This window comes from Pseudomonas sp. HLS-6, from assembly GCF_002753995.1.
In the GTDB taxonomy this organism is placed as follows: domain Bacteria; phylum Pseudomonadota; class Gammaproteobacteria; order Pseudomonadales; family Pseudomonadaceae; genus Aquipseudomonas; species Aquipseudomonas defluvii.
Window position 1 is genome coordinate 5,080,609 of sequence record NZ_CP024478.1, and the last position, 14,072, is coordinate 5,094,680.

Here is a 14,072-nt window from a genome sequence, read left to right on the forward strand (position 1 = left end):
AAAACCCGGTGCTCGCACGTAGCGCAATGCCACAACGGCACCGGGTGAGGGATGGGTTACGGCAGTGCGGCGACTACCGATAGCTCGACGAGAATTTCAGGCTCGCACAGCTTGGCTTCGACCGTGGCACGGGCCGGGGCAACACCTTTTGGCAGCCACGTGTCCCATACCTGATTCATGCCCTGGAAGTGAGCATCGATGTCTTTCAGGTAGATGGTCACCGACAGCAGACGCGTTTTGTCGGTACCCGCCAGGTCCAGCAGACGCTCGATGTTGGCCAAGGCCTCGCGGGTTTGTTGCTCGATACCCGCGTTCATGTCGTCACCCACCTGGCCCGCCAGGTAGACGGTGCCATTGTGGGTAACGATCTGGCTCATGCGCTCATTGGTGAGCAGGCGCTGGACTGCCATGCTTTGCAATCTCCTGGTTGTTGCCGTAGCGAGAAATATCGAGGCCTTCAGCACTGATTTGCGGCTTTTTGCGGGCCATCAGGTCTGCAAGCAGGCGACCGGAACCGCACGCCATGGTCCAACCGAGGGTGCCGTGGCCCGTGTTGAGGAACAGGTTACGGAACGGGGTCGCACCGACGATCGGCGTACCGTCCGGGGTGGTCGGACGCAAGCCGGTCCAGAAGCTGGCCTGGCTCAGATCACCGCCGCGAGGATAAAGATCGTTGACGATCATCTCCAGTGTTTCACGCCGACGCGGGTTGAGCGACAGGTCAAAACCGGCGATTTCAGCCATACCACCAACGCGGATACGGTTGTCGAAACGAGTAATCGCGACTTTGTAGGTTTCGTCGAGAATGGTCGACGTCGGAGCCATGGCCGGGTCGGTGATCGGTACGGTCAACGAATAGCCTTTGAGCGGGTAGACCGGGGCCTTGATGCCCAGCGGCTTGAGCAATTGCGGCGAATAGCTGCCCAGCGCCAGCACGTAGCGGTCGGCGGTTTCCAGCTTGCCGTCGATCCACACGCCGTTAACACGGTCACCGGCATAGTCCAGACGCTCGATGTTCTGCCCGAAACGGAACTCGACACCCAGGTTGACGGCCATTTCCGCCAGGCGGGTGGTGAACAGTTGGCAGTCACCGGTCTGGTCATTAGGCAGACGCAGGGCGCCCGCGAGAATATTGGTGACGCCAGCCAGGGCCGGCTCAACGCGGGCGATGCCCTCACGGTCGAGCAGCTCGTAAGGCACGCCGGACTGCTCAAGCACAGCGATGTCCTTGGCGGCGTTGTCCAGTTGCGCCTGGGTACGGAACAGTTGGGTAGTGCCCAGGGTGCGACCTTCATAGGCAATGCCCGTTTCGGCGCGCAGCTCGTCGAGGCAGTCACGGCTGTACTCGGACAGGCGGACCATGCGCTCCTTGTTCACGGCATAGCGGCTGGCCGTGCAGTTGCGCAGCATCTGGGCCATCCACAGGTACTGGTCAATGTCTGCCGTGGCCTTGATCGCCAGCGGCGCATGGCGCTCCAGCAACCATTTGATAGCCTTGAGTGGAACACCCGGTGCAGCCCACGGCGAGGCGTAACCTGGCGAGACCTGCCCGGCGTTGGCAAAACTGGTTTCCATGGCCACCGCCGGCTGACGATCGACCACGACCACTTCGAAACCTTGCCGGGCCAGATAGTAGGCACTGGCGGTTCCGATTACACCGCTACCAAGTACCAGAACTCGCATGTTTGTATCCCTCGACGCGGCGCACCGCAGACATTTGTTGTTAATGGCGTAGATGGACGCAGTATAGGAAGGTATGGGCAGTGCTTTTCACTATATAAAAGCCTATATTTGGCGAGAATTCTCGGCAGAGTCAGCTTTTACGGAGGGGCATCCCCTATGAGAACCCAGCATCAAAGTAAACGTGAACTGGACAAGATCGACCGCAATATCCTGCGCATCCTGCAAACGGACGGGCGCATTTCCTTCACCGAGCTGGGCGAAAAGGTCGGCCTGTCGACTACGCCGTGCACCGAGCGGGTTCGACGCCTGGAACGTGAAGGGATCATCATGGGCTACAACGCCCGGCTGAACCCGCAACACCTGAAGGGCAGCCTGCTGGTGTTCGTTGAAATCAGCCTGGACTACAAGTCTGGCGATACCTTCGAGGAATTCCGACGTGCGGTGCTCAAACTACCCCACGTATTGGAGTGCCACCTGGTCTCCGGTGATTTCGACTACCTGGTGAAAGCGCGGATTTCGGAGATGGCCTCCTACCGCAAGCTGCTGGGCGACATCCTGCTGAAACTGCCGCATGTGCGTGAGTCGAAGAGCTACATCGTCATGGAAGAAGTGAAGGAAAGCCTGAACCTGCCGATTCCGGACTGAGGCTCAGACCAACACCTGACGGGTGGTGGCGATGTAGTGGTGGATCAGTTGCTCGGCCCCGGGATCAATCGGTTCCTCGGGGCCGCGGCCACGCGGGCACGGCAAGCGTGGCGTGGTACCGAACAAGCGGCAGATCAACGGCCGCTCTTCATACACCGTGCAACCGTTCGACCCCAGGTGTACGCAGTTGAGTTCGGCCAGGGCAGCGTCCTGCTCCGCTTCAGTCTTGCGCGGCAGCCGGGCCATTTCTTCCGTCGACGTGGTGACCGGCCCGCAGCAGTCATGGCAACCCGGCACGCACTCAAACGACGGGATCTGTTCGCGCAGGAAGCGGATCTTGTGGCTGTTGCAACTCATGGCGGCCTGCGCAATATCGGTGTGAACGTCGATTTTGCCTGACGGTTGCCTCTGCGCGAAAGCGCGGCTTATGCTCCGTCAAGTTTTCCAAACATAACAATCAGGATAACGCACATGAACGTCCGCGTTCAGCAGCCCGCTTCCAGCGCCCTGCATACCGCCTCCTACTACGCTGCCAGCAGTGCCGCACAGCCGGACTATCCAGCGCTGCAGGGCGAGATGAGCTGCGATGTCTGCGTGGTCGGCGGTGGCTTTTCAGGCCTCAACACCGCCATTGAACTGGCTGAACGTGGCATGCGTGTTGTCCTGCTGGAAGCGCACAAGATCGGCTGGGGCGCCAGTGGGCGTAATGGCGGGCAATTGATTCGCGGTGTCGGCCACGGCCTGGACCAGTTCGCCCCGATAATTGGCAGCGACGGCGTACGCCAGCTCAAGCTGATGGGCCTGGAGGCTGTGGATATCGTCCGCCAGCGCATCGAGCAGCATGCCATCGACTGCGACCTGACTTGGGGCTACTGCGACCTGGCCAACAAACCCAGCGACCTGGAGGGTTTCGCCGCCGATGCCGAGGAACTGCGCGCGCTCGGTTACCGCCATGAACTGCGCCTGCTGCAACCTGAAGAGATGCATCGCGTGGTCGGCTCCGACCGCTATGTCGGCGGCCTGATCGACAGGGGTTCGGGCCACCTGCACCCACTGAACCTGGCGCTGGGCGAAGCCCGCGTTGCCGAAAGCCTGGGCGTGCGCCTGTTCGAGCAATCGACCGTAACGCGCATCGACTACGGTAGCCAGGTTCGCGTGCATACCGGACTAGGCTCGGTCCGCGCCAGCACCCTGGTGCTGGGCTGCAATGCCTACCTCAATGGCCTGAACGCCGAACTGAGCGGCAAGGTGCTGCCGGCCGGCAGCTACATCATCGCCACCGAGCCGTTGAGCGAGGCCATGGCCCGGCAGTTGCTGCCGCAAAACATGGCGGTCTGCGACCAACGTGTTGCGCTGGACTACTACCGCTTGTCTGCCGATCGCCGCCTGCTGTTCGGGGGTGCCTGTCACTACTCCGGGCGCGATCCCAAGGACATCGCCGCCTACATGCGGCCCAAGATGCTCAAGGTCTTCCCGCAACTGGCCAACGTGCGCATCGACTACCAGTGGGGCGGCATGATCGGCATCGGTGCCAACCGCCTACCGCAGATCGGGCGCCTGCACGATCAACCCAACGTGTATTACGCGCAGGCCTATTCCGGCCATGGCCTCAACGCCACACACCTGGCCGGCAAGCTCCTTGCCGAAGCCATCAGCGGCCAGCACAGCGGCCGCTTCGACCTGTTTGCCCAGGTGCCACACATCACCTTCCCCGGCGGTAAACACCTGCGCTCGCCACTGCTGGCCCTGGGCATGCTCTGGCACCGCTTCAAAGAGCTGATCTAAGGACGCCAGAAGGGTTTCAACCCCTCATGCAGGGCCTGCTCGCGGGTCAGGCCAACGTCGCGCAACTGCTCAGCGTCCAGCGTCAGCAGTTCGCGGCGGGAGTGCCAGCGGTGCACCATCAGCGCCCATCGACCCATGCCACACGCCACACCAGACACGTCAGGGGTTTGTTGCGCCTGCAACTCACCGCTGTAGATCTTCAGCCGCACATCGCTTAATCCGTTCATCACGCCTGCCTCCTGAGTAGTTCCGAGCGTGGAGCCATGATGCGCGTCAGGCAAAAAGCATTACAGATTCAAAGCTCACCTATTACGCCCATACAGAATTGGCAAAACGGCGACTGAATGCTGTATTTTTGCCTAATCTGTATGGAACCATCGCGAACAATCGCCAAGGAAAGAGCCATGACGCTTTACGTCAACCTCGCCGAGCTGCTCGGCGCACGTATCGAACAAGGGTTCTACCGGCCAGGCGATCGTCTGCCCTCTGTACGGGCCTTGAGTGTCGAGCACGGTGTCAGCCTCAGTACGGTCCAGCAGGCGTATCGGGTGCTGGAAGACCATGGCCTGGCGGCACCGCGGCCCAAGTCGGGCTATTTCGTGCCCAGCACCCGATCCCTCCCCGCCCTGCCCGCGATCAGCCGCCCCGCACAACGCCCGGTGGATATCTCCCAGTGGGATCAGGTCGTCGAACTGATGCGCAGCGTGCCGCGCAAGGACGTGGTGCAACTGGGCCGGGGCATGCCCGATGTCGACAGCCCGACCCTCAAGCCCTTGCTGCGCAGCCTCGCCCAACTCAGCCGACGCCAGGACATGCCCGGCCTGTATTACGACACCATCTACGGCACCCACCCCCTGCGCGAGCAGATCGCCCGGTTGATGCTCGACTCCGGCTGCCACCTCAGTGCGGCCGACCTGGTCGTCACTACGGGTTGCCATGAGGCGTTGTCTGCCAGCATTCGCGCGGTCTGCGAGCCGGGCGACATTGTCGCGGTCGACTCACCCAGCTTTCACGGCGCCATGCAGACCCTCAAGGGCCTGGGCATGAAAGCCCTGGAAATCCCCACCGACCCGCTCACCGGGATCAGCCTCGAGGCACTGGAACTGGCGCTGGAGCAATGGCCGATCAAGCTGATTCAGCTCACGCCAAGCTGCAACAACCCGCTGGGCTACAGCATGCCCGAAGCCCGCAAGCGAGCCTTGTTGACCCTGGCGCAACGCTTCGACGTGGCGATTCTCGAAGACGACGTGTATGGCGACCTGGCCTATACCTACCCGCGCCCACGCACCATCAAGTCCTTCGACGACGACGGCCGCGTGCTGCTGTGCAGTTCGTTCTCGAAAACCCTCGCCCCAGGCCTGCGGATCGGCTGGGTGGCACCCGGGCGTTATCTGGAGCGGGTGCTGCACATGAAGTACATCAGCACCGGCTGCACCGCCACACAACCGCAATTGGCGATTGCCGACTTCATCGAGGGTGGCCACTATCAGCCACACCTGCGCCGGATGCGCAGCCAGTACCAGCGCAGCCGTGACCTGATGATCGACTGGGTGACACGCTACTTCCCGGCAGGTACCCGGGCCAGCCGACCACAGGGCGGCTTCATGCTCTGGGTCGAATTACCGGAAAGTTTCGATACGCTGCGGCTGAATCGGGCTTTACTGGAGCAGGGCGTACAAATTGCCGTGGGCTGTATTTTTTCGGCCTCAGGCAAGTACCGAAACTGCCTGCGCATGAATTTCGCGGCCCGCCCCAGCGCCGAGATCGAAGCGGCGGTACGCAAAGTGGGTGAAACCGCCATTCGTCTACTGGCCGAGGATATAGGCTGAGGGTAACGTTGCGCCGCCCTTGCGGGCCCTGTTCATCTCCCTGAGCGGTTAAGGAATCGCCCTTTGAACCACCCTCGGCTCGTGCCTCTGTTGCTATGGCTGGTGTTTGCCCTGGCAGGCTGCGCCAGTGTCGACAGCCCCCGTGAAGTCAGTCAGGCACTGCCGGCCAGCGACTCGGCGTTCGGGCGCTCGGTCCAGCGCCAGGCCCAAGCCTACGGTGGCCGCTCCGGCTTCCGCCTGCTGCCCAATAGCAGCGAAGCATTCCGTGCCCGTGCCGAGCTGATTCGCAATGCCCAGAGCAGTATCGACCTGCAGTACTACATCGTCCGCGACGGCCTGAGTACCCGCGCACTGGTCAGCGAGCTGCTGCAAGCCGCCGACCGTGGTGTACGGGTGCGCATCCTGCTCGATGACACCACCAGCGATAGCCTGGACAACCTGATCGACACCCTCACGGCCCACCCCAACATCCAGTTGCGCGTCTTCAACCCGCTGCACCTGGGCCGCAGCACCGGTGTGACACGAACCCTGGGGCGGCTGTTCAACCTGTCGCGGCAACACCGGCGCATGCACAACAAGCTATGGCTGGTGGACAACAGCATGGCCATCGTCGGCGGGCGTAACCTGGGTGATGAGTACTTCGACGCCGAACCCAACCTGAACTTCACCGATATCGACCTGCTTGGCGTCGGCCCGGTGGCGGAGCAGTTGGGGCATAGTTTTGACCAATACTGGAACAGTGCCCTGAGCCGGCCGATCAACGACTTTTTCCTGCGCCAACCAGATGCCGACGACCTGCGCCGCACCCGCCAGCGCCTGGACAGCGCCTTGCAAGCGGCCAGCACCCAGCGCAAGGCCCTCTACGACCGGTTGATGGCCTATCGCACACAGCCGCGCCTGGACATCTGGCGCAACGAGTTGATCTGGGCCCATAGCCAGGCGCTGTGGGATGCGCCCAACAAGGTACTGGCCACGGAAGAACCCGACCCACAGTTACTGATGACCCCGCAACTGGCGCCCGACCTGAATGCCGTGGCCCACGAACTGATCCTGATCTCGGCCTACTTCGTACCGCGCGACACCGGCCTGCTGTACCTGACCAGCCGGGCCGACGCGGGTGTCTCGGTCAATTTGCTGACCAACTCGCTGGAGGCGACTGATGTGCCGGCGGTTCATGGCGGCTACGCCCCCTACCGCAAGGCCTTGCTGGAACATGGCGTGCACCTGTTTGAGCTGCGCCGCCAGCCCGGCGCGCCTCATCGCCATCCGCTGTACCGCCTGCACGGCAGTTCAGACTCAAGCCTGCACAGCAAAGCCATTGTCATTGACCGCAAGAAGACCTTTATCGGCTCGTTCAACTTCGATCCACGCTCAGTGTTGTGGAACACCGAAGTCGGCGTGCTGGTCGACAGCCCCGAGCTGGCGGAGTACACCCGCGACCTGGCAGCTCAAGGCATGGCCCCCGCCCGGAGCTATCAGCCCAAGCTGGAAAACGGTCGCGTGGTCTGGGTCACGCAGGACAACAACCAGCTGCACACCCTGACAACCGAGCCAGGCGGCCTATGGCGTCGTTTCAATGCCTGGATCAGCAAGGCCGTCGGCCTGGAGCGCATGCTTTAAGAAGCCAGCTTCACCTCAAAGGCATTCGGTCGCCGGGCCAGCAACACCAGGCCAAACGCGCCAACGGCCATCAGCAAGGGCAAGGCATGCCCACTGATCCACTGGCTGCCAGCGCCAGCCAGCAAAGGCCCGATCAGGCAACCAATACCCCACAGTTGAGCCACGTGGGCGTTGGCGCGCACCAGCGCATCGTCACGGTAACGCTCACCAATCAGGATCAGCGACAAGGTGAACAAGCCACCGGCGCTGGCGCCGAACAGCACCCACAGCGGCCAGATCAACGAGGTGTGCAGCAGCAGCGGAATCATCAGGCTGGAAATCAACAGCACCAGTGCGCACCCCGAGAACAATGTGCGCCGCGACATGCGGTCGGCCAGTGCGCCTATCGGCAATTGCAGCAGCGCATCGCCAATCACGACGGTACTGACCATAAACAGCGCCATTTCAGTGCCAAAGCCCTGCTGCAGGCAGTACACCGGCAACAGGGTCAAAATCATCGCCTCGAACGCGGCAAACAGGGAAATGGCCCAGGCAATGACCGGAAGGTTGCGACAGAACCAGACCAGATCACCCAAGGTCACCGAACAGGCTTCGGTTGTCGGCGCACCACTGCGCCCGATCAACAACAGGGGGGCCAGCAATAACAGGCCTGCACCCGCCCAAAAACCGAAGTCACCCTCCGGCCCCAAAAATCCCAGCACCAACGGCCCGGCCAACTGGCTCAGTGCATAGCTACTGCCGTACAGCGCGACCAGGCGCCCACGCCACGCCTCGACCACCAACTGGTTGATCCAGCTTTCACCAAGGATGAAGACGATGGTCAGCACCATGCCAATCAACAGGCGCAGCACCAGCCACACCGGGTAACTGGGCAACAATGCCAACAACCCGATCGACAGCGCGCCGCCCCACAGGCACAGACGCATCAACCCAGGGGTGCCGAAATACGCCGCCAGGCGGCTGGCCAGGCTGGCCCCGAACAGCACACCGATTGCCGGCATTGCCGCCATCACACCAATGGCAAAGCCACCGTAGCCCCAACTCTCCAGCCGCAACGACACCAGTGGCATGCTCACGCCTAGCGCCAAGCCAACACTGAGCACTGCCGCCAGTACCGCAAAGTAGGTACCCCAGCGCATTACAGCCCCCTTTTTGTTGTTTTAAACAGGCACAAACAACACAGCCGGGCTTGCTGCGATGCAAGGCCCGGCCGTGTCACTGAACACGCGCGGCACCCGGCCGCGCAAGGCTTACAGCTTGATCCAGGTCGCCTTGAGTTCGGTGTACTTGTCCAGCGCATGCAGCGACTTGTCACGGCCGTTACCCGACTGTTTGAAGCCACCGAACGGTGCGGTCATGTCGCCGCCATCGTACTGGTTGACCCAGACGCTACCGGCACGCAGCGCCTTGGCAGTCTTATGTGCCTTGGAGATATCTGCCGTCCATACGCCCGCCGCCAACCCGTAGGGGGTGTCGTTGGCAATGTTGATGGCCTCTTCAACGCTGTCGAAGGTGATCACCGACAGCACCGGGCCAAAGATCTCTTCCTGCGCGATCTTCATGGCATTGCTGACGCCGTCGAAAATCGTCGGTTCGACATAAGTGCCACCGGTTTCTTCGAGGATACGCTTGCCACCGACCAGCAGTTTGGCGCCGTCGCTATGACCGGCTTCGATGTACGACAACACGTTGTTCATTTGCTGGGTGTCGACCAGCGCGCCGACCGTGGTCGCCGGGTCAAGCGGGTTGCCCGGTTTCCAGGCCTTCAGTGCCTCAAGCACCAGCGGCAGGAAACGATCCTTGATGGAACGCTCAACCAGCAGACGGGAACCTGCCGTGCAGACTTCGCCCTGGTTGAAGGCAATCGCACTGGCTGCGGCTTGTGCGGCCGCGTTCAGGTCCGGGGCATCCGCGAAGACGATGTTCGGGCTCTTGCCACCGGCTTCCAGCCAGACGCGCTTCATGTTCGATTCGCCGGCATAGATCATCAGTTGCTTGGCGATCTTGGTCGAACCGGTGAACACCAGGGTGTCCACGTCCATGTGCAGGGCCAGGGCCTTGCCGACGGTGTGGCCATAGCCTGGCAGCACGTTCAGCACGCCTGCAGGGATACCGGCTTCGATGGCCAGTTGAGCGATGCGAATGGCGGTCAGTGGCGACTTTTCCGAAGGCTTGAGGATCACCGAGTTACCGGTGGCCAGCGCCGGGCCGAGCTTCCAGCACGACATCAGCAGCGGGAAGTTCCACGGTACGATGGCCGCGACCACGCCCACCGGCTCACGGGTGACCAGACCCAGCTGATCATCCGGCGTAGCGGCCACTTCGTCGTAAACCTTGTCGATGGCCTCACCGTTCCAGCTCAGAGCATTGGCCGCGCCTGGCACGTCGATGCTCAGCGAGTCGCTGATCGGCTTGCCCATGTCCAGGGTTTCCAACAGGGCCAGCTCTTCGACGTTCTGCTTGAGCAGGCCGGCAAAGCGGATCAGGGTTGCCTTGCGCTTGGCTGGGGCCAGGCGCGACCAGACACCGGAGTTGAAGGTGGCACGGGCATTTTCGACGGCGCGCTGGGCATCGGCTTCATCACAGCTGGCGATGTGCGCCAGAAGGCGTCCGTCGACCGGGCTGATGCACTCGAACGTCGCATTCGATGCGGCGGCGGTGTATTCACCATTGATGAAAGCACGGCCTTCGATCTTCAGTTGCTGGGCACGCTGTTCCCAGTCCGCACGAGTCAGGGTGGTCATACGAAACTCCTCCTCTTATTGAAGTGCAGCACCGCACGAGGGCTCACGGGTGCTGTCAGAAATTTTGCCGGAGCGATACGACGCTCGACGGCATCAGACACCCTAAACCAGCAGCACCCAAATTATCAATATATTTGACACAAATAGGCAAAAAGCCTACTGATGTGCAGTTTATTAAACACAATAAGGGTGACCCGTCCATGAAGATTCAGCAGATCGTCGATTTCAGCCAAGCCATGACGGAAGCGGAACGTTACCGCCCTGCAGCAGAGAAAATCCTCAAGGGCGATCCTGAGCAGGCGGTCTTCAACCACTATTCCAGCCCCTGCGGGCAATTTGCCGCCGGCGTATGGGAAGGCGCTGTCGGCCAATGGACAGTGAACTACACCGAACACGAGTACTGCGAGATCCTTCAGGGCGTCTCGGTACTGCGTGACAGCGAAGGGCAGGCAAAAACCCTGCGGGCAGGCGACCGTTTTGTCATCCCCGCCGGTTTCACAGGCACCTGGGAGGTGCTGGAGCCGTGCCGTAAAATCTATGTGATGTTTGAACAGAAGGCCTAAGCCCAACGTTCAGGTATGACAGCAACAAAAAACCCGGCACGAAGGCCGGGTTTTTTGTGTGCCAGCACCCTGAAAGGACACCGGCGAGAAACCAATCAATTACTTGATTTTGGCTTCTTTGTAAGCAACGTGCTTGCGAACCACAGGATCGTACTTCTTGATTTCGATCTTGTCGGGGGTGGTGCGCTTGTTTTTGTCAGTGGTGTAGAAGTGGCCAGTACCAGCGCTCGACACCAGACGGATCAATTCACGCATGATTCTCTCCCTTAGACCTTGGCGCCGTTGCGGCGGATGTCAACCAGAACGGCATCGATGCCGCGCTTGTCGATGATACGCATGCCTTTGGCGGATACGCGCAGACGCACGAAACGCTTCTCAGACTCGACCCAGAAGCGATGATGCTGCAGGTTCGGCAGGAAACGACGACGGGTTTTGTTGTTTGCGTGGGAAATGTTGTTCCCGGTTACCGGACCCTTACCGGTAACTTGACAGACTCTCGACATGCCTCAGCCCTCTAAAACCACATGCCCAACCCGGCATGGGTTGGCCGCTTAATCTCTCAGTCTATGGCGCCAGGCGCCGTGTTTCTTCAGGGTCTTATCGGTTATACGCACAGACGCGACAAACCGGGCCCCTAGAAAAGAGCGCTGCTTTATACCAGAAAGACCAGAGTACAACAACAGCAGATACGAATTGCCGTGCAACGAATCATACGCGAACAGCACAGCCGTGGGCTTGGAGCACCCTCGACCACTCGTCGCAAGATAAGCCAAAAAGGATATAGCCATTTAGTCCGGCGCGCACTAGGGTAGGACACTTCCAGACTGCATCGGCAGATGGGCCATCGATCAGCCAAGGAGTCCCCATGCGTCCTGCCGCTCTACCGTTACTGTTCGCCGCTGTATTTCCGCCTGCACTGGCCCAGGCAGCGGCACTGAGCGTTTGCACCGAAGCCAGCCCTGAAGGCTTCGACGTGGTTCAGTACAACGCGCTGACCACCACCAACGCGTCAGCCGATGTGCTGATGAACCGGCTGGTCGAATTCGACGCGACCCAAGGCCAGGTGGTGCCGAGCCTGGCGGAGCGCTGGACAGTTTCCAGTGATGGCCTGACCTACGAGTTCAAACTGCGTCCCGAAGTGAAGTTCCACAGCACCGCCTACTTCAAGCCCAGTCGCACACTGAATGCCGACGACGTGCTGTTCAGCTTCCAGCGCATGCTCTACCCCGCTCATCCCTGGCACAAGATTGCACAAAGCGGCTTCCCCCATGCGCAATCGCTGCAACTGCCTGAGCTGATCAAGCAGATCGAAGCGCCAGACCCGCTCACCGTGCGCTTCACCCTCGACCACCCGGACGCCACCTTCCTGGCCACGTTGAGCATGGGCTTCGCCTCGATCTACTCGGCCGAATACGCCGACCAACTGTTCAAGGCCGGCACCCCGGAGAAGCTCAACAGCCAGCCCATCGGCAGCGGGCCGTTTGTCTTTGGTCGCTTCCAGAAGGACGCCAACATCCGTTATCGGGCCAACCCGGACTACTTTGCCGGCAAACCGGCGGTCGACCCGTTGATTTTCACGATCACCCCCGATGCCAACGTGCGCCTGCAGAAGTTGCGGCGCAACGAATGCCAGATCGCCTTGTCACCCAAGCCACTGGACATCGCCGAAGCCGCCAAGGACGAAAACCTGAAGGCCGAAAAAACCGATGCCTTCATGACCGCCTTTGTCGCCATCAACAGCCAGCATCCGCCACTGGATAAAGTGGAAGTCCGCCAGGCCATCAACCTGGCATTCGATAAAGCCAGCTACCTGAAGGCGGTTTTTGAAGACACCGCCGTCGCTGCTAACGGCCCTTACCCGCCCAACACCTGGAGTTACGCCAAGGACCTGCCCGGCTACCCCACCAACGTGGACAAAGCCCGCGGCTTGCTGGCCAAGGTTGGCTTGGCGAAGGGCTTCAGCACCACGATCTGGACGCGCCCTTCGGGCAGTCTGCTCAACCCCAACCCAAGCCTGGGCGCACAGTTGTTGCAGGCCGACCTCGGCAAGATCGGCATTCAGGCCGAGATTCGCGTCATCGAATGGGGCGAGCTGATCCGCCGGGCCAAGGCGGGCGAGCATGACCTGCTGTTCATGGGCTGGGCTGGCGACAATGGTGACCCCGACAACTTCCTCAGCCCACAGTTTTCCTGTGCCGCTGTGAAGTCCGGTACCAACTTTGCCCGTTATTGCGACCCGCGCCTGGATCAATTGATCAGCGCCGGCAAGACCACCAACGACCAGAGCGTGCGCAGCCGCCTGTACGAGCAGGCACAGACGCTGATCCAGCAACAGGCATTGTGGCTGCCACTGGCGCACCCAACTGCTGCCGCCCTCACCCGCAAGGGTGTGGAGGGCTATCAGGTAAGCCCGTTTGGCCGGCAGGACTTCTCGAAGGTGAATGTGGCCCGCTAGAACCAGCCGTACTCGACCATCGACAAGGGTTCGCCATCGCCGATGATGAAGTGATCCAGCACCCGGACATCCACCAGCTCAAGCGCCGTCTTGAGCCGCCGGGTGAGGATCACGTCAGACTGGCTGGGATCCGAAACCCCCGACGGGTGGTTATGGCACAGGATCAAGGCAGCCGCATTGTGTGCAAGCGAGCGTTTGATCACTTGCCGTGGGTAGACACTGGCGCTGTCGATAGACCCGCGAAACAGCACTTCAAACGCAAGCACCCGGTGCTTGCTGTCCAGGAACAGACAGCCAAACACCTCATGCGGCTCGTGACGCAACTCGGCCTTGAGGTAGTCCTTGACGGCCTGCGGGCTCTCCAGGACCGAGTCCCGGCGCAAACGCTCGGCCAGATGGCGCCGGGCCATCTCCATGACCGCCTGCAACTGGGTAAACTTGGCAGGCCCCAGCCCTGGCTCGGTGCTGAACCGCCTGAGGTCTGCTTCCAACAGCGCTCGCAAGCTGCCGAACTGCTGTAACAGGTAACGCGCCAGGTCGACGGCACTGCGCCCGCGAACCCCGGTTCGTAGAAAAATAGCCAGCAATTCGGCGTCCGAGAGGCTGGTGGCCCCTCGCGCCAGTAACTTCTCCCGAGGCCGCTCCGCGACCGGCCAATCCTTGATGCTCATGCTACCTCCCTGCCCACTGGGTACTGCTGTCTGGCTTGAGTGCTGTGCTATCTTAGCCCCTCTTTTTCTTCGCCGAT

The 14,072-nt window shown here is 61.2% G+C and carries 15 protein-coding genes; 6 read left to right on the forward strand and 9 right to left on the reverse strand.

What is annotated here, in order from left to right:
• Nucleotides 1-56 precede the first annotated feature (56 nt).
• Entirely contained in the window at nt 57-410 is a 354-nt protein-coding gene (locus CS390_RS23950) for a RidA family protein (RefSeq protein WP_065759766.1), read from the reverse strand.
• Nucleotides 382-1,683, reverse strand: a complete 1,302-nt coding sequence (dadA, locus tag CS390_RS23955) for a D-amino acid dehydrogenase (protein WP_065759767.1) — start codon at nt 1,681-1,683, stop codon at nt 382-384. Before dadA ends, CS390_RS23950 begins: the two co-directional genes overlap by 29 nt.
• 156 nt (nt 1,684-1,839) lie before the next feature.
• Between dadA and dadR the strand changes: the two genes are divergently transcribed.
• Nucleotides 1,840-2,328 carry a transcriptional regulator DadR gene (gene dadR / locus CS390_RS23960; RefSeq protein WP_042121505.1) on the forward strand — a complete coding sequence of 163 codons (489 nt, stop codon included), beginning with the start codon at nt 1,840-1,842 and terminating at the stop codon, nt 2,326-2,328.
• Between the two features lie 3 nt (nt 2,329-2,331).
• On the opposite strand, the gene CS390_RS23965 is transcribed toward dadR, so the two are convergent.
• On the reverse strand, nt 2,332-2,685 hold the full coding sequence (locus CS390_RS23965; protein WP_099776328.1) for a YkgJ family cysteine cluster protein: 354 nt from the start codon (nt 2,683-2,685) through the stop codon (nt 2,332-2,334).
• Nucleotides 2,686-2,799: 114 nt separating this feature from the next.
• Between CS390_RS23965 and CS390_RS23970 the strand changes: the two genes are divergently transcribed.
• A complete protein-coding gene (locus tag CS390_RS23970) occupies nt 2,800-4,113 on the forward strand; it encodes an FAD-binding oxidoreductase (protein ID WP_099776330.1) in 1,314 nt (437 codons plus the stop codon).
• Here CS390_RS23970 and CS390_RS23975 read toward each other — a convergent pair.
• Nucleotides 4,110-4,340 carry a DUF1127 domain-containing protein gene (locus CS390_RS23975; protein ID WP_065759770.1) on the reverse strand — a complete coding sequence of 77 codons (231 nt, stop codon included), beginning with the start codon at nt 4,338-4,340 and terminating at the stop codon, nt 4,110-4,112. The genes CS390_RS23970 and CS390_RS23975 overlap by 4 nt on opposite strands.
• A 177-nt stretch (nt 4,341-4,517) precedes the next feature.
• Between CS390_RS23975 and CS390_RS23980 the strand changes: the two genes are divergently transcribed.
• Together CS390_RS23980 and CS390_RS23985 are read left to right on the forward strand one after the other, a co-directional pair.
• Nucleotides 4,518-5,942 carry a PLP-dependent aminotransferase family protein gene (locus CS390_RS23980; protein WP_099776331.1) on the forward strand — a complete coding sequence of 475 codons (1,425 nt, stop codon included), beginning with the start codon at nt 4,518-4,520 and terminating at the stop codon, nt 5,940-5,942.
• 63 nt (nt 5,943-6,005) lie between these two features.
• A complete protein-coding gene (locus tag CS390_RS23985) occupies nt 6,006-7,562 on the forward strand; it encodes a phospholipase D family protein (RefSeq protein ID WP_099776332.1) in 1,557 nt (518 codons plus the stop codon).
• Here the strand turns inward: CS390_RS23985 and CS390_RS23990 are convergent.
• Together CS390_RS23990 and CS390_RS23995 are read right to left on the reverse strand one after the other, a co-directional pair.
• Entirely contained in the window at nt 7,559-8,701 is a 1,143-nt protein-coding gene (locus tag CS390_RS23990) for an MFS transporter (RefSeq protein WP_065759773.1), read from the reverse strand. The two genes, CS390_RS23985 and CS390_RS23990, sit on opposite strands and share 4 nt — an antisense overlap.
• Nucleotides 8,702-8,812: 111 nt before the next feature.
• Entirely contained in the window at nt 8,813-10,306 is a 1,494-nt protein-coding gene (locus tag CS390_RS23995) for an aldehyde dehydrogenase (RefSeq protein WP_065759774.1), read from the reverse strand.
• A gap of 200 nt (nt 10,307-10,506) precedes the next feature.
• Here CS390_RS23995 and CS390_RS24000 point away from each other — a divergent pair, with 200 nt between their 5' ends.
• Complete coding sequence (locus tag CS390_RS24000; protein WP_065759775.1) at nt 10,507-10,869, forward strand: cupin domain-containing protein; 363 nt, start codon at nt 10,507-10,509, stop codon at nt 10,867-10,869.
• 99 nt (nt 10,870-10,968) lie between these two features.
• Here CS390_RS24000 and rpmG read toward each other — a convergent pair whose 3' ends face one another.
• Together rpmG and rpmB are read right to left on the reverse strand one after the other, a co-directional pair.
• The gene (gene rpmG / locus CS390_RS24005) at nt 10,969-11,124 is read right to left on the reverse strand and encodes a 50S ribosomal protein L33 (RefSeq protein WP_013793373.1); all 156 of its coding nucleotides are present in this window, start codon (nt 11,122-11,124) and stop codon (nt 10,969-10,971) included.
• Between the two features lie 11 nt (nt 11,125-11,135).
• Nucleotides 11,136-11,372, reverse strand: a complete 237-nt coding sequence (gene rpmB, locus CS390_RS24010; RefSeq protein WP_010225868.1) for a 50S ribosomal protein L28 — start codon at nt 11,370-11,372, stop codon at nt 11,136-11,138.
• 362 nt (nt 11,373-11,734) lie between these two features.
• Here rpmB and CS390_RS24015 point away from each other — a divergent pair, with 362 nt between their 5' ends.
• Nucleotides 11,735-13,324 carry an ABC transporter substrate-binding protein gene (locus tag CS390_RS24015; protein ID WP_099776333.1) on the forward strand — a complete coding sequence of 530 codons (1,590 nt, stop codon included), beginning with the start codon at nt 11,735-11,737 and terminating at the stop codon, nt 13,322-13,324.
• Here CS390_RS24015 and radC read toward each other — a convergent pair.
• Nucleotides 13,321-13,995, reverse strand: a complete 675-nt coding sequence (gene radC / locus CS390_RS24020; RefSeq protein WP_099776334.1) for a DNA repair protein RadC — start codon at nt 13,993-13,995, stop codon at nt 13,321-13,323. The two genes, CS390_RS24015 and radC, sit on opposite strands and share 4 nt — an antisense overlap.
• Nucleotides 13,996-14,072 lie beyond the last annotated feature (77 nt).

Excerpts from the sequence above, each read along its gene's own strand:
- CS390_RS23950 (WP_065759766.1), bottom strand. The coding sequence starts at position 410 with ATGGCAGTCCAGCGCCTGCTCACCAATGAGCGCATGAGCCAGATCGTT.
- dadA (WP_065759767.1), bottom strand. The coding sequence starts at position 1,683 with ATGCGAGTTCTGGTACTTGGTAGCGGTGTAATCGGAACCGCCAGTGCC.
- dadR (WP_042121505.1), top strand. The coding sequence starts at position 1,840 with ATGAGAACCCAGCATCAAAGTAAACGTGAACTGGACAAGATCGACCGC.
- CS390_RS23965 (WP_099776328.1), bottom strand. The coding sequence starts at position 2,685 with ATGAGTTGCAACAGCCACAAGATCCGCTTCCTGCGCGAACAGATCCCG.
- CS390_RS23970 (WP_099776330.1), top strand. The coding sequence starts at position 2,800 with ATGAACGTCCGCGTTCAGCAGCCCGCTTCCAGCGCCCTGCATACCGCC.
- CS390_RS23975 (WP_065759770.1), bottom strand. The coding sequence starts at position 4,340 with ATGAACGGATTAAGCGATGTGCGGCTGAAGATCTACAGCGGTGAGTTG.
- CS390_RS23980 (WP_099776331.1), top strand. The coding sequence starts at position 4,518 with ATGACGCTTTACGTCAACCTCGCCGAGCTGCTCGGCGCACGTATCGAA.
- CS390_RS23990 (WP_065759773.1), bottom strand. The coding sequence starts at position 8,701 with ATGCGCTGGGGTACCTACTTTGCGGTACTGGCGGCAGTGCTCAGTGTT.
- CS390_RS23995 (WP_065759774.1), bottom strand. The coding sequence starts at position 10,306 with ATGACCACCCTGACTCGTGCGGACTGGGAACAGCGTGCCCAGCAACTG.
- CS390_RS24000 (WP_065759775.1), top strand. The coding sequence starts at position 10,507 with ATGAAGATTCAGCAGATCGTCGATTTCAGCCAAGCCATGACGGAAGCG.
- rpmG (WP_013793373.1), bottom strand. The coding sequence starts at position 11,124 with ATGCGTGAATTGATCCGTCTGGTGTCGAGCGCTGGTACTGGCCACTTC.
- rpmB (WP_010225868.1), bottom strand. The coding sequence starts at position 11,372 with ATGTCGAGAGTCTGTCAAGTTACCGGTAAGGGTCCGGTAACCGGGAAC.
- CS390_RS24015 (WP_099776333.1), top strand. The coding sequence starts at position 11,735 with ATGCGTCCTGCCGCTCTACCGTTACTGTTCGCCGCTGTATTTCCGCCT.
- radC (WP_099776334.1), bottom strand. The coding sequence starts at position 13,995 with ATGAGCATCAAGGATTGGCCGGTCGCGGAGCGGCCTCGGGAGAAGTTA.